This window comes from Streptomyces sp. NPDC107498 (assembly GCF_055582805.1).
This window is the reverse complement of record NZ_JBVJPE010000001.1, coordinates 498990-520715: the sequence shown is the minus strand read 5'-3', so window position 1 is coordinate 520715 and position 21726 is coordinate 498990. Positions and strand designations below refer to the sequence as shown.

Here is a 21726-nt window from a genome sequence, read left to right as displayed (position 1 = left end):
CGGCGGTGGGCAGCCGCCAGGACACGGCGCCGTGGAGCAGGCCGCCCAACGCGCGGCCCGCCGACAGTCCGCCCCGGTCTCACCGGATCGCCCTCAGGCCCGCTCCGGTATCAGCGCGAACGCCTCGATCTCCACGAGGAGTTCCGGCCGGACCAGCGCCGACACCTGCATCGCCGAGCTCGCCGGCAGCGGCGCGCCCGCGAAACGGGCGTCCCGGGCCTCCCGCACCGCCGGGAGGTGCGCCACGTCCGTGACGAAGTACGTCAGCTTCACCACGTCCCCGAAGCCCGCGCCCGCCGCCGCGAGGCAGCGCTCCAGGTTCGCGAAGACCTGGTGGGCCTGGGCCGCCGCGTCACCCTCCCCGACCACCGCGCCGGAGGCGTCGAGGGCGCACTGCCCGGATATCGCGACGAACCGGCCCGTGCCCCACACGACGTGGCTGTACTGGGGGCTGGGCGCGAGGCCGGCGGGGGCGGGCACATGGGTGAGGTGGCTCGTCATGTCCCCCATCCTGGCGCACGCCACTGACAGTGCCCGCCCCTCCCGGGGAGCGGGCACTGAGGAGGACCGGGTCAGCGCACGTGGCCGAGGAGGCCGTGCAGGACGACGCCGGCCGACTCCGCGCGCACCGCGCCCACCCGGTCGCCGCTCTTCTCCGCGTCCTTCCCCGGGGCCTTCTCCGGAGTCTTCGGCGCGGCCGCGGTCACGGGCTCCGGCTCCGGCTCGGGGAGCGCGGCGCAGACCGCGTCCACCTCGGTGTCGCCCTCGCCGCGCGGGACCTTGCCGGTGGCGAGGTAGGCGGCCAGGTGCTCGTCGAGGCAGTCGTTCCCGCCGAGGGTCACCCCGTGGTTCCCGCCGCCCTCCTCGACGACGAGGCTGGAGCCGCGCATCAGGCGGTGCAGGGCGACCCCGCCCTCGTACGGCGTCGCCGCGTCGTCCGTGGCCTGGAGGATGAGGACCGGCGGCAGCTGGTCGTTGGTGAGGTCCGGCGGGGTCAGGGACTCCACCGGCCAGAAGGCGCAGGGCGCGTTGTACCAGGCGTTGTTCCAGGTCGAGAACGGTGCCTTCGCGTGCACGTCCCAGCTGTCCTTGCGCCACACGCTCCAGTCGCGGGGCCAGCCCGCGTCCCGGCACTGCACGCTCGTGTAGACCGAGTAACCGTTGTCGGCGGCCGCGTCGGCCTCCCCGTACCGCTCGTACGCCTCCTTCAGCGGCGCCGGGTCCGCGTCGTTGACGTACGCGGCGAAGGCGCTCGCCAGGCGGGGCCAGTAGCCGTTGTAGTACCCGCCGGGCAGGAAGGTGTCCTCCAGCTCGGCCGGGCCGACCTTGCCGCCGGCCGGCTCCGTGCGCAGGGCGTCGCGCATCCGGTACCAGGCGGCCTCGACGGCCGCCGGGTCGGTGCCCAGCTTGTACACGGCGTTCTGCCGGGCCACCCAGGCCATGAAGTCCTTGTGGCGGTTGTCGAAGGCGTAGTCCTGCGCGATGTTGTCCTCGTACCAGACGCCGTGCGGGTTCACCACGGAGTCGAGCGCCATCCGCCGCACCCGGTCCGGGTACAGGCGCGCGTACACGGAGCCCAGGTAGGTGCCGTACGAGTAGCCGAGGTAGGTGATCCTCGGCGCGCCGACCGCCTGCCGGATCGCGTCCAGGTCCCGGGCGGTGCTCACGGTGTCGATGTACGGCAGCACGTCCGCGTACTTCCGGCCGCAGGCCTCGGCGAAGGACTGCGCCCGCCCGACGGCCGCCCGCTCGGCCTCGGCCCCGGTCGGCACCGAGTCCGCCCGCACCGGCGCGAAGTGGCCGGGCTCGCAGTCGAGCGCGGGCTCGCTCCTGCCGACCCCGCGCGGGTCGAAGCCGATCACGTCGTACTCGGCGGCCACCTTCGGGGGCAGGGAGGCCGCCACGTACCCGGCCATGCCGAGCCCGCTGCCGCCGGGGCCGCCCGGGTTCACGAGCAGCGGGCCCTGGAAGGCCTTCGCAGTGTGCGGGACGCGGGTGAGGGCCAGGGTGACCTTCCGCCCGGCCGGGTCGTCGTGGTTGAGCGGCACCTTCAGGGTGGCGCACTGGAGCCGGGGGTACGCCTTCGTGGCGCACTCGGTCCAGGTGAGCCCGGGGAGCGGTCGGGGGGTCGGCTCGCCGGCGTCGGCGGGGGCGGTGGGCAGGACGGTGACCGTCCCGGCGACCAGCGCTCCAGCGGCGATCAGCATTCCTGCGCGTGGGGTCATAGGGCGTTTGTGTCCCGAACCGCCGCCGAGAGGACCTGTTTCGGCGAGAGTTGACCCGAACGGATGCGGATCGGACGGCGTGTCAGGCGGCCGGTCCGATGATCGGACCGACGGCCCGTCAGGGGCCGCCCGGACGCTCAGAGGAGGGTGAGCTGCTCCGGGACGGCCGCCGGGGACGGCTCCCGCGGTACGGGGATCCGGCGCGCCGCGCCCCGGTGGGCGGGCCCGATGCCGAACTCGGCGGCCAGCTCGTGCACCTGACGGGTGATCCGGCGCTGGTACCAGGTCGGCGCGTAGGCCCCTTCCGCGTACATCCGCTCGTACCGCCGCACCAGGCCCGGGTGGTGGTCGCGCAGCCAGGCCGTGAACCACTCGCGGGCGCCCGGGCGCAGGTGCAGCACGAGCGGGGTGACCGAGCTCGCGCCGGCCTCGGCGATCGCGCGGACCGTCGCGCGCAGCTGCTCGGGCCGGTCGCCGAGGAAGGGCACCACGGGCGCCATCAGGACCCCGCAGTCGATGCCGTGCTCGCCGAGGGCGCGGACGACGTCGAGGCGGCGCCGCGGCGAGGGGGTGCCGGGTTCGACCGTCCGCCAGAGTTCCTGGTCGACGAAGCCGACCGAGACGGAGATGCCGACCTCGGTGACCTGCGCGGCCTGGACGAGGAGTTCCAGGTCGCGCAGGATCAGGGTGCCCTTGGTGAGGATCGAGAACGGGTTCGCCCGGTCCCGCAGCGCCGTGAGGATGCCCGGCATGAGGCGGTAGCGGCCCTCGGCGCGCTGGTAGCAGTCGACGTTGGTGCCCATGGCGATGTGCGCGCCCTGCCAGCGGGCGGAGGCGAGCTGTCGGGCCAGCAGCTCCGGGGCGTTGGTCTTGACGACGATCTGGGAGTCGAAGCCCAGGCCGGTGTCCAGGTCGAGAAAGGCGTGGCTCTTGCGGGCGAAGCAGTACACGCACGCGTGCGCGCAACCGCGGTACGGGTTGACCGTCCATTCGAACGGCATCCGGGAGGCGCCGGGCACCCGGTTCAGGATCGAGCGGGCCCGGACCTCGTGGAAGGTGATGCCCCGGAACTCGGGGGCGTCGAAGGTGCGGGTGGTGACCGCGTCCGTGCCGAACAGGGAGATGTCGGCGGGGGCGGCGGGGGTGTCGCCCAGATTGTCCCAGCGCATGGACGTCTCCTCGGTGGCTCGGCCTCGACCGTTCGCCCAGAATAGAACATCTGTTCCCTTGATCGCCGCAACCCGGATTTCTCCCCCCGGAGCCCACGTGGTTCGCTTGGCCCACACGCCCGAGGAACCACGAGCTGGAGGAAGTCAATGGCGCAGGTCGAAGCCACCACGGAACGGATCGTCGCGGCGGACGCGGAGACGGTGTTCGACGCCCTGGCCGACTACAGCGGCACGCGCGCGAAGCTGCTCCCCGAGCACTTCAGCGAGTACGAGGTGCGCGAGGGCGGCGACGGCGAGGGCACCCTCGTCCACTGGAAGCTCCAGGCCACCAGCAAGCGCGTCCGCGACTGCCTCCTGGAGGTCACCGAGCCCACCGACGGGCAGCTCGTCGAGAAGGACCGCAACTCCTCCATGGTCACCACCTGGACCGTGACGCCCGCCGGCGAGGGCAAGTCCCGCGCCGTCGTCACCACCGTCTGGAACGGCGCCGGTGGCATCGGGGGCTTCTTCGAGAAGACCTTCGCGCCCAAGGGGCTCGGCCGCATCTACGACGCCGTCCTCGCCAAGCTGGCCGACGAGGTCGAGAAGTAACGCCCGGAGCGTTCACCGATTCGAGTGGATCGCCCGCGCCCCCCGTATCGGCCCCCCGTGCGCCGGGGGGCGCGGGCCTTCTCGTAAACGCGCTGATGAGCGACCCAAGTGCGCCGTGGCGCAGGGACGTTCACCCCCGGGCCGCCACCGCCCTCCCGTACCGCCCGACTTGCTCCCCCTTCGCATGCAATGCGAAGAATGGCGCGGCGCAGACGCCGTGACGAGGGGAGCAGACACGTGGGTGCGATCACGATGGTGAAGGGCGCCGAGGGTGCTGCGGGGGACGCGGAACCGCTCGCCCCGGACGGCCCGCCCACCGACCTCGCGCCCCCGCCCGGCCCGGGGCCCGCCGGCCTCGACCCCCGCCGCGTCCGGCTCGTCTTCGGCGGCCTCGTGCTCGCGCTGCTCCTCGCCGCGCTGGAGCAGATGATCGTCGCCACCGCCCTGCCGAAGATCGTCGGCGAGCTCCACGGCCTGGACCGGATGTCCTGGGCGATCACCGCCTACCTGCTGACCTCCACCATCGGCCTGCCGGTCTACGGAAAGCTCGGCGACCTCCTCGGCCGCAAGGGCGTCTTCCTCTTCGCGATCGTCGTCTTCGTCATCGGCTCCGGTCTCGCCGGCTGGTCCCGCACGATGGACCAGCTCATCGCCTTCCGGGCGGTCCAGGGCATCGGCGCCGGCGGCCTCATGATCGGCGTCCAGGCGATCATCGCCGACATCGTCCCGGCCCGGGAACGCGGCCGCTACATGGGGCTCATCGGCGGCGCCTTCGGCCTCGCCTCCGTCGCGGGACCGCTGCTCGGCGGCTTCTTCACCGATCACGTCTCCTGGCGCTGGTGCTTCTACTTCAACGTGCCCTTCGGGCTCGTCACCCTCGCCGTCGTCGCCGCCGTCCTCAAGCTCCCGAAACCCACCGTACGCGCGCGCTTCGACGTCCTCGGCGCGCTGCTCCTCGCCGCCGCCTCCACCTGCCTCGTCCTGCTGACGAGTTGGGGCGGAACGGAGTACGCCTGGGACTCCCGGGTCATCCTCGCCCTCGCCTGCGGAGCCGCCGGAACGACCCTGCTCTTCCTGGTGGTCGAGCACTTCGCGCCCGAACCCCTGATCCCGCTCCGGCTGTTCCGCGACCCCGTCTTCACCGTCACCGCCCTCGTCGGCGCCGTCGTCGGCATCGCGCTCTTCGGCGCCGCCAGCTACCTCCCCAGCTTCCTGCAGATGGTCGAGGGCGCCAGCGCCACCGAATCCGGCCTCCTGATGCTGCCCCTCATGGGCGGCATCGTCATCGCCTCCGTCGTCTCCGGCCAACTCATCAGCCGCACCGGCCACTACAAGATCTACCCGGTGACCGGCGGGGCCGTCTCCGTCCTCGGCATGTGGCTGCTCTCCCGCGTGGACGCCGACACCCCGCGCCTCCAGCACAGCCTCTGGCAGGCCGTCCTCGGCACCGGCATCGGCCTCGTCATGCCGGTCCTCGTGCTCGCCGTGCAGAACTCCGTACGCCCCGCCGACCTCGGCACCGCCACCAGCGCCCACACCTACTTCCGCCAGATCGGCGGCAGCGTCGGCGCCGCCGTCTTCGGCACCCTCTTCGCCTCCCGGCTCGACGACGCCCTCGGCGACCGGCTCGTCGGCGTCCTCGCCCAGGACGGCCCCACCCCCCTGCCACCGGCCGAGTCGATCACCCCGGGAACCGTCCACACCCTGCCGCCCGCCCTCCGCGACGCGTACATCCAGGCGTACGCGGACGCGATGCCGCGGATCTTCCTCTACCTCGTGCCGGTCCTCGTGCTCGGCCTCGTCCTCGCCTTCTTCCTCAAGGAGAAACCGCTGGTGTCCCACCACAGCCCCCTCACCGAGGCCACGCACGCCGACGAGCCCGGCGGCACCCAGTCGGTCCCGCACGCCCGCCACGCCGCCCCCGCTCCCGCCGTCCCTCCGCACTCCGGAGTGCCCGTCTGCGGCACCGTCCAGCACCACGACGGCAGCCGGGTCCCCCGGGCCGCGCTCACCCTCATCGACGTCCAGGGCCGGCAGGTCGGCCGCGGCGCGAGCGGCGAGGACGGGCGGTACGCCCTGAGCGTCCCCGGCGGCGGCGCGTACGTCCTGATCGCGGCGGCGGGCGGCCACCAGCCGCAGGCCGTCTCCGTCACCGTCGGCGACCGGCCGGTCGAGCTCGACGTCGTCCTCGGCGGCGCCGGGCGGCTCGCGGGCAGCGTCGTCACCGCCGACGGCACGCCCGTGCGCGACGCGGCCGTCACCCTCACCGACGTGCGCGGCGAAGTCGTCGCCTCCACCCGCAGCGGACGCGAGGGCGGCTACGTCATCGGCGAACTGGTCGCGGGCGAGTACACGCTCGCCGCCAGCGCCCCCGCCTTCCGGCCCGCCGCGCTCCCCGTGAGCGTCCAGGCCTCCCGCGAGACCCGCCAGGACATCGAACTGGCCGGCGGCGCGGTGTTGCGCGGCACCGTGAGGGCCGGGGGAGGGCGTCCCGTGGAGGACGCCCGGGTCACCCTCCTCGACGCCGCGGGCAACGTCGTCGACACCCTCACCACCGGAGCCGACGGCACCTTCCGCTTCGTCGACCTGTCCTCCGGCGAGTACACGGTCATCGCCGCCGGGTACCCGCCCGTCGCCACCGTCCTCCAGGTGGCCGGCGGCGGTCGCACCGAGCGCGACCTCCAACTCGGCCACGAGGACTGAGGACCGAGGACCACCGCGTCGGGCGGCGAGCGGGCGGTGAGCGCCCGCCGCCGACGTCGGCACGCCGTTGGATAATCACCGGCATGCTGTTCGGAATCCTCGGTGAGACGCGGGCGTGGTACGACGACGGGACCGAGGTTCCGCTGGGCGGACCGGCCCGCCGCTCGCTGCTCGCCCTGCTGCTGATACGGCCCGGAGAGGTCGTGTCGACGGACCGACTGGCCGACGCCGTCGACCCGGACGGCGCGGTGTCGGCGCACGCGCTCCAGTCCCAGATCTCCCGGCTGCGCAAGGCCCTCGGCCCCGGGGCCGTGATCGAACAGGCCGGGACGGGCTACCGGATCCTGGTCGCCCGCGACGACGTGGACGCCGGCCGCTTCGAGCGCCTGGCCCGCGAGGGGCGGGCCGCCCTGCGCGCCGGGGACGCGGCAGGCGCCCTCGCCCCGCTGCGCGAGGCGCTGGGGCTGTGGCGGGGGCCCGCACTGGCGGGACTCGCCGAGGGCGGGCCCGCCGGGCCCGCCGCCGTACGGCTCGAGGAGCACCGGCTCGGGGCCCTGGAGGACCGGATCGAGGCGGAGTGCCGGATCGGCGACCCGCGCTCCGTCGTACCCGAGCTGCGCGAGCTGGTCGGCCGCCATCCGCTGCGGGAGCGCCTCGCGGGACTGCTGATGCGGGCCCTGTTCGCCGAGGGCGGGCAGGCCGCGGCGCTCGTGGTCTTCGAGGAGACCCGACGGCACCTGGCCGAGGAGCTCGGCGCCGACCCCTCTGCCGAACTCGTCGCACTGCACCGGGAGTTGCTGAGCAATGCTCCGTCACCCGGCCCTGCCGCCCCGCCCGCCCAGCTGACCGCGTTCGTCGGCCGCGCCGACGAGGTGGCGGAGGTCGCCCGACTGCTGCGGGCGGCCCGGCTGGTCACGCTGATCGGGCCCGGCGGCGTCGGCAAGACCCGGCTGTCCGTCGAGGTCGCCGGACTCGCCGAGGTCGCGGCCGACGACATCTGCTTCGTGGAGCTGGCGCCGCTGCGCGACGCCTCCGCGCTGCCCCAGACGCTGCTGGGCGCGCTCGGCCTGCGCGAGAACGGCCTCGGCACGGGAGCCGGCGGGCAGACCTCCGTCGACCGGCTGATCGCGGCGCTCTCCGACCGGGCGCTCCTCCTCGTCCTCGACAACTGCGAGCACGTGATCGAGGAGGGCGCGGCGCTCGCCGCGCGGCTCCTGGCGGCCTGCCCACGGCTGCGGGTCCTGGCGACGAGCCGCGAGCCGCTCGGCATCACCGGCGAGAACCTCTGGCAGGTCAAACCGCTCGACGGCGGTGCCGCCGTGCGGCTCTTCACCGACCGGGCCCGCGCCGTGCGGCGCGGTTTCGCCGCCGATCCGGAGGTCGTCGGCCGGATCTGCGCGGCCCTCGACAACCTGCCGCTGGCCATCGAGCTCGCCGCGGCACGCACCCGGACGCTCGACGTCGACGACCTCGCGGGACGCCTCGACGACCGGCTCGGGGTCGCCGCCCGGGGCAGCCGCACGGCCGACGAACGGCACCGGACCCTGCGTGCCGTGGTCGCGTGGAGCTGGGACCTGCTCTCCGAGGAGGAGCAGCGGGCCGCCCGGCGGTTCACGGTCTTCGCCGGGGGAGCGACGGCCGAGTCCGCGCTGCGGGTGTGCGCGACCGACGACGAGACGCTGGAGTCGCTGGTCGACAAGTCGCTCCTGGAGGTGGCGGGCGGCCGCTACCGGATGCTGGAGACGATCGCCGCCTACGGCGCGGAACGCCTCGCCGCGGCGGACGAGCGCGTCTCCGCCGAGCGGGCCCACGCCCGGTGGCTCCTGGAACTGCTGCGTACCGCCGACCCCCGTCTGCGCCGGGCCGAACAGTTGGAGTGGCTGCCCGTCCTCGCCGCCGAGCACGGCAACCTCCTCGCGGCGGTGCACCGCTCGGTCCGGGCCGCGGAGCGGGAGACGGCGCTGAAGCTGCTCGCCCACGCCTCGACCTACCTCTGGATCCGGGGCGTCTCCGCCTCGGTGGCACCCCATGCGGTCGCGCTCCTGGAAGGGGCGGACGGCGAACTCCTCGACGACGAGGAGTACGTGCTGTGCGTGCTGCTCGCGGCCTCCGGCGCCGCCGGACGGCCGGTCTGGCAGCGCCACCGTACGACCGCCGAGAAGGCTCTGGCCGCCGCGTGGGCGGACGGACGGACGGGCCGTCACCCCGTCGCCCCGCTCCTGTGGATGCTGCGCGACGCGAGCGGGCCCGACCCGCGGAGCGCCTTCGCCCTCGTCTCCTCCCTGCGCGACTGCGCGGAGCCGTGGACGCGGGCGACCGCGCGGTACATGTCGGGATTCGGTCCCCTCGGCGAGGGGGACACCGCGTCGGCCGAACGCGCCTTCGTCACGGCCGTCGAGGGTTTCCGCTCGCTCGGCGACCGCTGGGGCACCGCGCTGGCCCTGGACGCACTCGCGGGCCTCGCGGGCGGACGCGGAGACCCCGAGCGGGCCGTCGCGCTGACCGACGAGGCCCTCGCGCTCACCGAGCAGATCGGCGCCCTGGAGGACAGCGCCGACCTGCTCGTCAACCGGGGCGACCAACGCCTCGTCCCGGACCCGGCGTCGGCCCGCGCCGACTACGACAGGGCCATGGTCCTCGCCCGCCGGGCGGGCAGCTCCACCGGCCTCGCGGCGGCCCTGCGCGGGCTCGGCGACACGGCCCTGCTCGACGGGGACCTGACCGGGGCCGAGCGCCTGTACACGGAGGCGCTCGAACAGGTCGACCCGCACTGGATCAGGAGCGTCGGCACCCGGGTCCGCACCTTCGCCGGACTGGGCCGCGTCGCCGAGGCGCGCGGCGACCGCACGACCGCCCGCGCCCGCTACCGGGAGGCCGGCGAGACCGCCGTCGCCATGGGGCCCGACACCCTGGGCGCGCTCCGCCTCCTCGGCCTTCCCGAGCACGTCGTGGAGAGCGTGTCGGGGGCGTGCCGGCGGCGGTGAGCGCGCGGTGAGCCCGCGGTGAGGGCCTCGCCGGAAGCTCTTCCCGTGACCAACGCGAAGAACAACAAGAACACGAAGTACACGAAGTCCACCAAGAACACGAAGCCCACGAGGACCACCGAGAACACCGAGAACACCGAGAACACCAAGAACATCGACGTCCTGATCTCCGGCGCCTCCGTCGCCGGCCCCGCCCTCGCCCACTGGCTCCACCGGTACGGCTTCAACACCACGGTGGTGGAGCGTGCCCCCGCGCTCCGCGACGGCGGCTACGCCGTCGACTTCCGCGGCGAGGCCCACCTGTCGGTCCTGCGCCGCATGGGCATCCTGGGCGCCGTCCAGCGGGCCAGGACCGGCATGGGCTCCATGTCGTACGTCGACAGCGCGGGCAAACCGCAGGCGAAGCTGCCCGCCGACCTCTTCGCCGGAGACGTGGAGATCCTCCGCGGCGACCTGGCCCGGATCCTCCACGACGCGACCGAGAAGCACACCGAGTACGTCTTCGGGGACTCCGTCACCTCGCTCACCGAGGACGCCGAGGGCGTGACCGTCACCTTCGAACGCGCCGCGCCGCGCCGCTTCGACCTGGTGATCGGCGCCGACGGGCTGCACTCCACCACCCGCCGACTGGCCTTCGGACCCGAGGAGCGGTTCGTGAAGCACCTCGGCGTCCACTGCGCGGTCTTCACCACCGCCAACCACCTCGGGCTCGACCGCACTGGCCACGCCTACCGCACCGCGGGCAGGCTCGCCGCGCTGTACAGCGCCCGCGACAACACGGAGGCCAAGGCCGTCTTCTACTTCGCCTCCGAAGCCCTCGACCTCGACCGGAAGGACGTCCCGCGGCAGCAGGCGATCCTGACCGAGCAGTTCGCCGGCACCGGATGGGAGTGCGACAGGCTGCTCCAGGACATGCGGCACGCGCCCGACTTCTACTTCGACTCGGTCGCCCAGGTCCGCATGGACTCGTGGTCCCGCGGCCGCGTCGCCCTGCTGGGCGACGCCGCCTGCTCCCCCTCCTCCCTGTCCGGCATGGGCACGGGACTCGCCCTCGTCGGCGCGTACGTCCTGGCGGGAGAGCTGGCCGCCGCGCACGGCGACCACCGCGTCGCGTTCGCCCGCTACGAGGAGGAGATGCGGGAGTACGCCGAGGGCTGCCGGAGGATGGGCGACGGAGTCGCCGGGCTGATGGTCCCCGGCAGCCGGCTGACGGCCGCCCTCCTCAACCGCTACTACAAGGTCATGCCCTATCTGCCGGGCAAGAACATGGCCGCCAGGATCGCCCGCAGGACCGCGGAGAACATCACCCTGCGCGACTACGGCAGGTCCTAGGAGGAGGGGGCCGTCGCCTTGCGCAGCGCGCTGATGCAGGTGCCGATCGCCTCCTGGAGGGCTTCGAGGCGCTGGAGCATGTCCACCTCGTAGATGTCCTCCTCCATCACCTCGTCGAGCGTCAGCTCCTCGAAGACCTTCGTCGCCTTCTGCAGGCTGTTGTAGAACTTGGTCCGCCGCTCCTGGACGCGGAGCGCCGGATCCTCCTCGACCGCCTTGGCGACCAGGTTCTTCACCGTGTCGTAGGCCTCGCCGGCCCACTCGCCCGCCTCCTCCGAGTCGTCCAGCTCGTCGAGGAGCGACAGGTGCCGCTCGGCCTCGGCCCGGATCTCGGCCGGCGCCTCCACGGTCTGCCCGGCGGGAGTCTTGATCTGCCCCTTCTCGACGATCTGCCGCACGTACCCGATGCGGTCGGCCGCCTTCGCCTCGCTCGCCACCGCCTTCTTCAGGTCGTCGGTGCGGGCGATGGCGCGGGCCATCTCGGTCTGGAGGGCCGGGTCCTCCTTCATCCGGTCGAGCAGCGCCCCGCGCGCCGCCTGGGCCGTCCCGGGGTCCGCGAGGATCGCCGCCCGCAGCGCCGTCGGGTTCTCCGCGACCTCCAGGGCCTTCGTCGGCCGGATGCCCTCCGCCTCGGCCGCCGCGCTGATCGCCTGGCCGCGCACGGAGGACGCGCTGTTGCGGGAGGCGTAGTACGAGAGCCAGACGTCCGCGTCCGGCAGCTCGACGTCCTCGCCCGGGACCAGGACCTCGAACTGCGGGACCAGACCGTCGTCGGCCGCCATGTCCCAGGCCTTGTAGTGGCGCATGACCCGCTCGGGCGAGCACCCGGCGAGCTCCGCGAAGGCCCTCGCCGAGACCTTCGTCCGGGCCGTCCCCTCGGCGGGCTGGCCGCCCGGCCGGACGCTCCGGGCCACCTTCAGCGCGAAGGCCCAGCCACCGGTCCGCGCGTAGACCCCGAAGTCCCGGGCGTCACGCACGACGACGGGGTCGTGGCCCCGGCCGTCGGCGTCGTCCGTGTCCGGGGCGTCGTCCGCGTCCGGGGCGTCGTCCGCGTTCCGTACGTCGTCCGCGTCCCCGGAGGCGCGCGCCTCCTCGGGCTCCGGGTCCGAGGGCTCCCAGAACTCCGGCTCCTCCGCCATGACGGGCCCGGCGGGCTCGGGGACGGCAACGGGCTCGGTCTCGGCGGGCGCGGATTCGGGCGGGGTGAAGGCGATGGTCACCGAGGGCTCTCCGGAAGGTCGACAACGACAACTGCGGCCGACAGCCTATCCGCACCCGTTGGCGATGTTTCGTCCGAATCGGAGGCCGCCGGCCGGGTGGCGGGCCGCCGCCGCGCTGCGCCGGTTCGCGGAGGAGGAACCAGGGGGATCCGGAACCGGCCGGGTGATCCGTACCGCCGTCCGGTGCGTGTCAGTGGTCCACTCCAACGGAGGTTATCCACAGGGGTGGTAGGGCTGCCGGGCGGCGCGTACGGTGCCAGACATGAAGATCCTCATCAGCGCCGACATGGAGGGCGCCACCGGTGTGACCTGGCCCGCCGACGTGCTGCCCGGCACGCCGCAGTGGGAGCGGTGCCGCGCGATGTTCACCTCCGACGTGAACGCCGCCGTGCTCGGCTTCTTCGACGGCGGCGCGGACGAGGTGCTCATCAACGAGGCGCACTGGTCCATGCGGAACCTGCTCCTGGAGCGGCTCGACGAGCGGGCCGAGATGCTCACCGGACGGCACAAGTCCCTCTCGATGGTCGAGGGCGTGCAGCACGGGGACGTCGACGGCATCGCCTTCGTCGGCTACCACACCGGCGCCGGCACCGAAGGCGTCCTCGCGCACACCTACCTCGCCAACTCCATCACCGGGGTCTGGCTCAACGGCGAGCGGGCGAGCGAGGGCCTGCTCAACGCCCATGTGGTCGCGGAGTACGGCGTGCCCGTCGTCCTCGTCACCGGGGACGACCTGACCTGCGAGGACGCCCTCGGCTACGCGCCCGGGGCGCTCAAGGTCGCCGTCAAGGACCACGTCTCGCGGTACGCGGCGGTGTGCCGGCCCCCGGCGAGGACCGCCACCGACATCCGCGCCGCGGCGAAGACCGCCGCCGCGCTCGCCGTCCGGTACGCGCCGGTCCGGGGCGGCCCGTTCACCGTGGAGCTGGAGTTCGACGCCGAGCACCTGGGCGCCGCCGCCACGGTGGTTCCCGGCGTGGCGCGGAGCGGCGAGCGGCGCGTCGCGTACACCGGCGAGACGATGTACGAGGCAATTCGCACGTTCAAGGCGGTCACGACCATCGTCTCGGCCGCGGTGGAGGAGCAGTATGGCTGAGGAGGTCCGGAGCCCGGACACGACGGCGCTCGACGAGGTGGTCACCTTCACCTCCGAGCTCATCCGCATCGACACCACCAACCGGGGCGGCGGCGACTGCCGCGAGCGGCCGGCCGCCGAGTACGTCGCCGAACGGCTCGCGGACGCCGGCATCGAGCCCACCCTCCTGGAGCGCACCCCCGGCCGCACCAACGTGGTGGCGCGGATCCCCGGCACCGACCCCTCGGCCGAGGCGCTCCTCGTCCACGGCCACCTGGACGTGGTGCCCGCCGACCCCGCCGAATGGACCGTGCACCCCTTCTCCGGCGAGGTCCGCGACGGGGTCGTCTGGGGGCGCGGCGCCGTCGACATGAAGAACACGGACGCGATGGTCCTGGCCGTCGTCCGCTCCTGGGCCCGCCACGGCATCCGGCCCCGCCGCGACATCGTCCTCGCCTACACCGCCGACGAGGAGGCCAGCGCCGAGGACGGCTCCGACTTCCTCGCCGACCGGCACGCGGCGCTCTTCGAGGGCTGCACGGAGGGCATCAGCGAGTCCGGGGCGTTCAGCTTCCACCCGCAGCCCGGCACCACCCTCTACCCGATCGCGGCGGGGGAGCGGGGCACCGCCTGGCTCAAGCTCACCGCCCGCGGCCGGGCCGGCCACGGCTCCAAGGTGAACACGGCCAACGCCGTCACCCGCCTCGCCGCGGCCGTCGCCCGGATCGGCGCCCACACCTGGCCGGTCCGCCTCACCGCGACCGTCCGCGCCGCCCTCACCGAACTCGCCGCGCTGTACGGGATCGACGTCGACACGAGCGCCCCCGACCTCGACGTCGACCTCCTCCTCGACAAGCTCGGCCCCGCCGCCGCCCTCGTCGAGGCGACCGTCCGCAACAGCGCCAACCCGACGATGCTGGAGGCCGGTTACAAGGTCAACGTCATCCCGGGCCAGGCCGTGGCCCACGTCGACGGGCGGATGCTGCCGGGCGGCGAGGAGGAGTTCGCCGCGACCATGGACCTGCTCACCGGGCCCGACGTGGAGTGGGAGTTCCACCACCGCGAGGTGCCCCTGGAGGCCCCGGTCGACTCCCCGACCTTCGCCAAGCTCCGGGCCGCCGTCGAGCGCTTCGACCCGGCCGGGCACGTCCTGCCGTTCACCATGTCCGGCGGCACGGACGCCAAGCAGTTCTCGCGGCTCGGCATCACCGGCTACGGCTTCTCGCCGCTCCGGCTGCCCCCGGACCTCGACTACGGGGCGCTCTTCCACGGCGTCGACGAGCGCGTCCCGATCGACGCCCTGCACTTCGGCGTCCGTGTGCTCGACCACTATCTGAAGTCCGCGTAGGACAGAGGGGGACCGGTCCCATGACAGGGGGAGACGAGATGGCCACGACCACGGCCGGGTACGGCAGCTGGGCGTCGCCCGTCGACGCCGCGCTCGCCGCCGCCCACGGCGGGCGGCCCGAGTACCTCGGTGCCGTCGGCGACGAGCTCTGGTGGACCGCGCCCCGCCCGGCCGAGGGCGGCCGGCGCGCCCTCGTCAGGCGGCGCGCCGACGGCTCCGAGCAGAGCCTGCTGCCCGCCCCGTGGAACGTCCGCAGCAGGGTGATCGAGTACGGCGGGCAGCCCTGGGCGGCCGTCGCGCGCCCGGCGGACGGACCGCTCGCCGTGTTCTGCCACTTCCCCGACCAGCGGCTCTACGCGTACGAACCCGACGCCGGGCCCGCCGCGGAGCCGCGACCGCTCACCCCGGTCTCCTCCGTCGGCGGCGGACTGCGGTGGGCGGACCCGGTGATCCACCCGGACCGGGGCGAGGCGTGGTGCGTCCTGGAGGAGTTCACCGGTCCCGCGCCCACCGACGTGCGCCGCGTCCTCGCCGCCGTGCCCCTCGACGGTTCGGCCGCCGAGGACCGTGCCGCCGTCCGGGAACTCTCCGACGGACGCCACCGGTTCGTCACCGGACCCCGGCTCTCCCCGGACGGCCGTCGGGCGGCCTGGATCGCCTGGGACCATCCCCGGATGCCCTGGGACGGCACCGAGGTCCAGCTCGCCGACGTCACCCCCGACGGCGCCTTCCGGGAGATCAGGACCGTCGCCGGCTCGGCCGCCGAGTCGATCCCGCAGATCGACTGGGACGCGGCCGGCCGGCTGCTCCTCGTCAGCGACCGCACCGGCTGGTGGAACCTCTACCGGGCCGAGGTCGACGCCGACGGCCGTCTCGCCGAACCGGAGGCGCTCTGTCCCCGCGCCGAGGAGTTCGGCGGCCCGCTCTGGCAGCTCGGGCTCCGCTGGTTCACCCCCCTGGAGAACGGGCTGATCGCCGTCGTCCACGGCAAGGGGACCACCGCCCTCGGGATCCTCGACCCCGAGCGCCGCGCCCTCGTCGACGCCGGCGGACCCCGCACCGACTGGGCCGCCACCCTCGCCGGACACGGCACCCGGGTGGTCGGCGTCGCCGCCGGACCGCACCGCTCCGCCGAGCTCGTCGAGCTCGACACCCGCACCGGCCGCAGCCGTGTGGTCGGTGCGGCGCACACCGACGCCGTCGACCCCGCGTACCTCCCCGAGCCCCGGATCCGCACCTTCACCGGACCGGGCGGGCGGGAGATCCACGCCCAGGTGCACCCGCCGCACCACCCCGGTCTCACCGGCCCCGAGGGCGAGCTGCCGCCCTACGTCGTCTGGGCCCACGGCGGCCCCACCGGCCGGGCGCCCCTCGCCCTCGACCTGGAGACCGTCTACTTCACCTCGCGGGGCATCGGCGTCGCCAAGGTCGACTACGGCGGTTCGACCGGCTACGGCCGCGAGTACCGGGAGCGGCTGCGCGAGCAGTGGGGCGTCGTCGACGTCGAGGACTGCGCGGCCGTCGCGACGGCGCTCGCCGCCGAGGGCACCGCCGACCCGGCACGGCTCGCCGTGCGCGGCGGCAGCGCGGGCGGCTGGACCGCCGCCGCGTCCCTCGTCTCCACCGACGTGTACGCCTGCGGCACGATCATCTACCCCGTCCTGGACCTGCGCGCCTGGGCCACCGACGAGACCCACGACTTCGAGTCCCAGTACCTCCACGGGCTGATCGGACCGCTCGACAAGGTGCCCGCCCGCTACAAGGAGCGCTCGCCGATCGAGCACGTCGACCGCGTCACGGCCCCCTTCCTGCTGCTCCAGGGCCTCGACGACGTCATCTGTCCGCCCGCGCAGGCCGAGCGCCTCCTCGCCCGCGCGGCCGGCCGGGGCGTCCCGCACGCCTACCTCGCCTTCGAGGGGGAGGGGCACGGCTTCCGCAGGGACGACACCGTGATCCAGGCCCTGGAGGCCGAACTCGCGTTGTACGTACGGGCTTTCGGCATCGATCGTACGGACGTGCCGGACCTGGAGTACCGCACGTGACCGGCCCGTCCTCCGCCGTCGAGCCCCTGGCCCGGGCCGAGCGGCTCAGGCCCGGGGCACGGGTCGCCGTCGTCGCCCCCAGCGGGCCCGTCCCCGAGGAACGGCTCACGGCCGGACTCGACGTCCTGCGCGACTGGGGCCTGGAACCGGTGGTCGCCCCGCACGTCCTGGACACCCACCCCACGCTCGGCCACCTCGCGGGCGCGGACCGGGCGCGTGCCCGCGATCTGACCGAGGCCTGGTGCGACTCCTCGGTCTCCGCCGTGCTCTGCGCGCGCGGCGGGTTCGGGGCCCAGCGCATGGTGGACCTGGTCGACTGGGCGGCGATACGGGCGGCCGGCCCCAAGGCGTTCGTCGGCTACAGCGACGTCACCGCCCTGCACGAGGCCTTCGCCGTCCGCGCGGGCTTCGCCACCCTGCACGGACCGATGGTCGCCGCCGGGACGTTCCTGTCGGACCCGCGCACCCGGGAGTCGCTGCGGGCCACCCTCTTCGAGCCCGAGACCGTCCTCACGCTCGGCCTGGAGACGGCACGGGCCCTGGTGCCCGGCCGCGCCCGGGGCGTGACGCTCGGCGGCTGCGTCAGCCTCCTCGCCGCCGACCTCGGCACCCCGTACGGGCGCCCGTCGGCACGCGGCGGGCTGCTGCTCCTGGAGGACGTGGGGGAGGAGCCGTACCGCCTCGACCGCATCCTCACCCAACTGCTGCGCTCCGGCCTGCTCGACGGGGTCGCGGGGATCGGCCTCGGCTCCTGGGAGGAGTGCGGCCCGTACGAGGAGGTGCGGGCGGTCCTCGCCGACCGGCTCGGAGGCCTGGGGGTGCCGGTCGTGGAGGAGATGGGCTTCGGGCACGGCACGACCGCGCTGACCCTGCCGCTCGGGGTGCCCGCCGCACTCGACGCGGACACGGGCACGCTCACCCTGGACGCACCGGCCCTGCGCTGAGCGGGAGCGTGCGCGGCCGACGCCGACGCACCGACGAGGCCCGTCCGGCGCTGCCCGCCTGGCCCGGGCCCGGCCCCGGCCTGGCGTCGGCCCCGAACCGGCCCGTCATCGACCCCGGTCCGACCCCGGTCCGGCCTCGGCCCCGCCCCGGCCGCGTCTATGGCTCGGGCCGGGAGGGCGGTGGGGCGTGCCGTCACGGCCGGGCGGCGGCGGTCCGTCGTGCCGCGCACTCCGCGTGGGCCGCGGTCCTACTCCGGCGCCGCCCTGTGCTGGTGCGCGGCAGCCTCGTCCCGGCTCGTCTCCAGATGGCGCAGGGCCAACTTCTCGACGCGTTCCACGTCCCGGGCCTCGATTCCCCGGTACAGCTCCGCGTGTTCCTCGGCGACGACGGTGAAGTCGTCGTGCTGGCCGAGCAGCCAGCGCATCCGGCTGCGCAGCGTCGCGTTGAGTTCGCTGAGCAGGGCGTTGTCGGCCAGCTCCGTGACGGTCTCGTGGAAGTCGGCGGCCGCCCGCCGGGCGGCCTGCCCGTCGCCCTTGGCCGCGGCCGCCAGCTCGGCGTCGAGGTCGGCGCGGAGCTTGGCGAGCCCCGCCCGGGTGCGGCGCTGCGCGGCGAGCCGGAAGCCGAGGATCTCCAGGGCGGACCTGACCTCGCCGAGGTCCGCGATGTCGGACGCCGTGAACTCGCGGACCACCGCCCAGGTGCGCGGGCGGGGCGTCACCAGGCCCTCCGCGACCAGATCCCGCAGGGCGTCGCGGACGGGCAGCCGGCTCACGTCCAGCTCGGCCGCGATCTCGCGCTCCACCAGCCTGCTGCCGGGGGCCCGGGTCCCGTCGATGATCTGATCGCGCAGGACGCGCGTCACCCGCTCCGATTCGGGTCTGAACTCCTCAGCGCCTGTCATGCCGTCATTCTCCCATCGGAGGGCGGACGGAGGCCCGCGGGACCCGACCGCCGACGCGGGGAGCACCGCCTTCACCGAATCTCCGTCAACAACCTTCGTCCGGCGCGTTGACGGGCTTATGACACGTGTCACAGCATGGGCGCTGCCCGAGTACCTACCAGTCGGTAGGTGTTCGGGTTCCCGGCATCGTCCTCAGCGTGGAGGTCCTCGTGTCCCGTGCCGTGCCCCGCTCCCGCAAGGTCCTCGCGCTCGTGGCCGGCGCGGCCGCGCTCGCCGCGCCGCTCGCCCTGGCCGCGCCCGCGAACGGCGCCGAAGCCGGGGCGGGCGCCGAAGCCGGGGCCGGCTCCGGCGCGTACACCGTCACCCCGCTCCGGTTCACCGTGGAGGCGGGCGGCCGGAGCTGCGCGGTCGACGCCGACCTCTACCGGCCCGCCGGTGCGGACGCCGCCCACCCCGCGCCCGCCGTCCTCGCCACCAACGGCTTCGGCGGCAGCAAGAGCGACGGTTCCACCGCCGCGATCGGCAAGGCCTTCGCCGAGCGCGGCTACGTCGGCCTCGTCTACTCGGGCCTCGGCTTCGGGAAGTCCGGCTGCCTGATCTCCCTCGACGCCCCGGAGACCGACGGCCGGGCCGCCGCCCGCCTCGTCGACTTCCTCGCCGGCACCCGGGCCGCCGACGACGGCACCCGCGCCGACTTCGTCACCCGGGACGGTGCGGGGGATCCGCGCGTCGGCATGATCGGCGGCTCCTACGGCGGGGCCGTACAACTCGCGGCCGCCTCCGTCGATCCCCGCATCGACGCCCTCGTCCCCCTCATCACCTGGAACGACCTCGCGTACTCGCTCGCCCCCAACGCCGCCGACCGGGACACTCCCGGCGTCTTCAAGTGGCAGTGGGCCAACGGCTTCTACCTCATCGGCGAGGGACAGCCCCTGCTGGCCCCGTCCCTCGACCCCAGCCGGATCAACTCCCTCGGCTGCCTGCACTTCGTCACCGACGCCTGCGACACCGTGAGGCTCCTCAACTCCGGCCGCTACCCGGCCGCCGAGACCGAGGAGATGCTCGCCTACGCCCGCAGCGTCTCACCGGTCTCCTACCTGGACCGGATCACCGCCCCCACCCTGATCGTCCAGGGCCAGTCCGACAGCCTGTTCAACCTCAACGAGGCGCGCGCCACCTACGACCGGCTGCGCGAGCGCGGCGTCGACACCCGGATGATCTGGCAGTCCTGGGGCCACAGCGGAGGGCAGAAGCCGGGCGAACTCGACCTCGGCGACCCCGAGGGGAGTTACGTCGGGCAGCGCGTCCTCGCCTGGTTCGACCGCCACCTCCGGAAGAACGCGGCCGCGGACACCGGCCCCGCCTTCGCCTGGTACCGCGAGGGGCAGGGCGGTTACGGCACCGCCGACCGGGTCCCGGCGCTCAGCCAGAAGCTGTACCTCTCCGGCGACGGCAAGCTCGTCGACAACCGTACGAAGGTCGCCCGGGGCTCCCGGCAGTACGGCAACTGGCTGGTCCCGACGAGCCACTCCGAGTCCTCGCTCGCCGGCGTGATCGGGCTCCCCGACCCCCGGCCGTACGACACCCCGGGCACCTACCTCGGCTGGACCAGCGCTCCGCTCGCCGCGCCCGTCGACCTCGTCGGCGCGCCGAGGGCGACCCTCCGGGTCGTGTCCCCGGCGACCGAGCGCGTCCAGGACTCGGGCGACGCCGCCGACAAGCTCGTCCTCTTCGCCAAGCTCTACGACGTCGCGCCCGACGGGACGAAGACCCTGGTCAACCGGCTGGTCGCACCGGTACGCGTACCGGACGTCACCCGCTCCTTCACCGTCGAGCTGCCGGGCATCGTCCACCGGTACGAGACGGGCCACCGGCTGGAGTTCGTCGTCGCGGCGAGCGACACCGCGTACTCCGGCAACCGGGGCGTCAAGCCGGTGACCGTCGTCAGCGCCCCCGAGTCCACGGGGACGCTCTCCCTTCCCCTGGTGGGCGGGGGAAGGGTCGGCTGAGGCCCACGGGCCCACAGGCCCGCGGGTCTCTACAGCGCCGCGTACCCCGGGCGGACGACCTCGTCGATCAGCCGCTGCCGCTCCGGCAGCGGCAGGAAGGCGGCCTCCAGGGCGGCGACCGTGAACTCCTCGAAGACCTCGGGGCCGTACCCGAACGCGTCCGCCATGTGCTGGAACTCCTCGCTCATGGTGGTGCCGGAGACCAGCCGGTTGTCGGTGTTGAGCGTGACGCGGAAGCCGAGCCGGCGCAGCTCGTCGATCGGGTGCGAGGCGTAGTCCTTCGCGGCGCCCGTCTGGAGGTTGGAGGTCGGGCAGACCTCCAGGGCGATGCGGTTGTCCCGGACGTACGAGGCGAGCCGGCCCAGCGTGCCGTCCTCGGCGATGTCGTCCGTGATCCGCACGCCGTGGCCGATCCGCTCGGTGCCGCAGACCTGCACGGCCTCGTGGATCGACTCCGCGCCGACGGCCTCGCCGGCGTGGATCGTGTAGTGGCAGTTCTCCCGCTTCAGGTGCTGGAAGGCGGGGAGGTGGCGGGCCGGCGGGTTGCCGATCTCGCCGCCGGCTATGTCGAAGCCGGCCACGCCGTTGTCCCGGTGCGCGACCGTGAGCTCCGCGATCTCCAGGGAGCGGTCGGTGTGGCGCATGCCGGTGAGGAGGGTGCGGACCGTGATCCGGCCGCCGGCCCGGCGCTCGCCCTCGCGGAAGCCGTCGTTCACCGCCCCGACGACCTCGTCGAGGGTGAGGCCGCCCTCCAGGTGCTGCTCGGGGGCGTAACGGATCTCGGCGTAGACGACGCCGTCCGCCGCCAGGTCCTCGGCGCACTCGGCCGCGATGCGCACGAGCGCCTCGCGGGTCTGCATGACCGCGCAGGTGTGGGCGAAGGTCTCCAGGTAGCGCTCCAGCGAACCGGAGTCGGCGGCGTCCCGGAACCAGACCGCGAGCTCGGCCGGGTCCTCGGTCGGCAGGGCGGTGTAGCCGCACTCCCGCGCCAGCTCGACGATGGTCGCGGGGCGCAGCCCGCCGTCGAGGTGGTCGTGGAGGACGGCCTTGGGGGCCCGGCGGATCCACTCGGAGACGGTGGCGGCGGCAGGCGTGGCGGGGTTGTCAGACAAGTGCATGGCGGGGAAGTGTACGCCACGGACGCACGGGGTGCTGTGACGCCCCTGACAGGGCCGGTACGGG

15 protein-coding genes are annotated in these 21726 nt (G+C 74.2%); 9 read left to right on the top strand and 6 right to left on the bottom strand.

Going from position 1 to position 21726, the window contains the following annotated elements; all coding sequences use genetic code 11:
- Nucleotides 1–93: 93 nt before the first annotated feature.
- From ACZ66Z_RS02450 to ACZ66Z_RS02440, 3 genes are all read right to left on the bottom strand, one after another.
- A complete protein-coding gene (locus tag ACZ66Z_RS02450; RefSeq protein WP_469932087.1) occupies nt 94–501 on the bottom strand; it encodes a RidA family protein in 408 nt (135 codons plus the stop codon).
- Between the two features lie 71 nt (nt 502–572).
- Nucleotides 573–2225 (bottom strand): alpha/beta hydrolase, encoded by a 1653-nt coding sequence (locus ACZ66Z_RS02445; RefSeq protein WP_469932086.1) that lies wholly within the window; start codon nt 2223–2225, stop codon nt 573–575.
- A gap of 137 nt (nt 2226–2362) precedes the next feature.
- Nucleotides 2363–3394 carry an Rv2578c family radical SAM protein gene (locus ACZ66Z_RS02440; protein ID WP_469932085.1) on the bottom strand — a complete coding sequence of 344 codons (1032 nt, stop codon included), beginning with the start codon at nt 3392–3394 and terminating at the stop codon, nt 2363–2365.
- Between the two features lie 147 nt (nt 3395–3541).
- On the opposite strand from ACZ66Z_RS02440, the gene ACZ66Z_RS02435 reads away from it, so the two are divergent.
- From ACZ66Z_RS02435 to ACZ66Z_RS02420, 4 genes are all read left to right on the top strand, one after another.
- The gene (locus tag ACZ66Z_RS02435; RefSeq protein WP_469932084.1) at nt 3542–3985 is read left to right on the top strand and encodes an SRPBCC family protein; all 444 of its coding nucleotides are present in this window, start codon (nt 3542–3544) and stop codon (nt 3983–3985) included.
- Between the two features lie 252 nt (nt 3986–4237).
- Nucleotides 4238–6688 (top strand): MFS transporter, encoded by a 2451-nt coding sequence (locus ACZ66Z_RS02430; protein ID WP_469932259.1) that lies wholly within the window; start codon nt 4238–4240, stop codon nt 6686–6688.
- An 83-nt stretch (nt 6689–6771) separates the two neighbouring features.
- Nucleotides 6772–9672: a BTAD domain-containing putative transcriptional regulator gene (locus tag ACZ66Z_RS02425; RefSeq protein WP_469932083.1), complete on the top strand. Its 2901-nt coding sequence runs from the start codon at nt 6772–6774 to the stop codon at nt 9670–9672.
- 45 nt (nt 9673–9717) lie between these two features.
- The gene (locus ACZ66Z_RS02420) at nt 9718–11004 is read left to right on the top strand and encodes an FAD-dependent monooxygenase (protein WP_469932082.1); all 1287 of its coding nucleotides are present in this window, start codon (nt 9718–9720) and stop codon (nt 11002–11004) included.
- On the opposite strand, the gene ACZ66Z_RS02415 is transcribed toward ACZ66Z_RS02420, so the two are convergent.
- Nucleotides 11001–12224: a hypothetical protein gene (locus tag ACZ66Z_RS02415; RefSeq protein WP_469932081.1), complete on the bottom strand. Its 1224-nt coding sequence runs from the start codon at nt 12222–12224 to the stop codon at nt 11001–11003. The genes ACZ66Z_RS02420 and ACZ66Z_RS02415 overlap by 4 nt on opposite strands.
- A gap of 262 nt (nt 12225–12486) precedes the next feature.
- Between ACZ66Z_RS02415 and ACZ66Z_RS02410 the strand changes: the two genes are divergently transcribed.
- The 4 genes from ACZ66Z_RS02410 to ACZ66Z_RS02395 are packed head-to-tail and all read left to right on the top strand — an operon-like array spanning nt 12487 to nt 17633.
- Nucleotides 12487–13320, top strand: coding sequence for a M55 family metallopeptidase (locus ACZ66Z_RS02410; RefSeq protein ID WP_469932080.1), 834 nt, complete (start codon nt 12487–12489; stop codon nt 13318–13320).
- A complete protein-coding gene (locus ACZ66Z_RS02405) occupies nt 13313–14647 on the top strand; it encodes a M20/M25/M40 family metallo-hydrolase (protein WP_469932079.1) in 1335 nt (444 codons plus the stop codon). Before ACZ66Z_RS02410 ends, ACZ66Z_RS02405 begins: the two co-directional genes overlap by 8 nt.
- Nucleotides 14648–14667: 20 nt before the next feature.
- On the top strand, nt 14668–16689 hold the full coding sequence (locus tag ACZ66Z_RS02400; RefSeq protein WP_469932078.1) for a S9 family peptidase: 2022 nt from the start codon (nt 14668–14670) through the stop codon (nt 16687–16689).
- Nucleotides 16686–17633, top strand: a complete 948-nt coding sequence (locus ACZ66Z_RS02395; protein WP_469932077.1) for a S66 peptidase family protein — start codon at nt 16686–16688, stop codon at nt 17631–17633. The genes ACZ66Z_RS02400 and ACZ66Z_RS02395 overlap by 4 nt, the downstream gene beginning before the upstream one ends.
- 248 nt (nt 17634–17881) lie before the next feature.
- Here ACZ66Z_RS02395 and ACZ66Z_RS02390 read toward each other — a convergent pair whose 3' ends face one another.
- A complete protein-coding gene (locus ACZ66Z_RS02390) occupies nt 17882–18535 on the bottom strand; it encodes a GntR family transcriptional regulator (RefSeq protein WP_469932076.1) in 654 nt (217 codons plus the stop codon).
- Nucleotides 18536–18732: 197 nt separating this feature from the next.
- On the opposite strand from ACZ66Z_RS02390, the gene ACZ66Z_RS02385 reads away from it, so the two are divergent.
- Nucleotides 18733–20544, top strand: a complete 1812-nt coding sequence (locus ACZ66Z_RS02385) for a CocE/NonD family hydrolase (protein WP_469932075.1) — start codon at nt 18733–18735, stop codon at nt 20542–20544.
- Between the two features lie 29 nt (nt 20545–20573).
- On the opposite strand, the gene ACZ66Z_RS02380 is transcribed toward ACZ66Z_RS02385, so the two are convergent.
- Complete coding sequence (locus tag ACZ66Z_RS02380) at nt 20574–21662, bottom strand: adenosine deaminase (RefSeq protein ID WP_469932074.1); 1089 nt, start codon at nt 21660–21662, stop codon at nt 20574–20576.
- Nucleotides 21663–21726 lie beyond the last annotated feature (64 nt).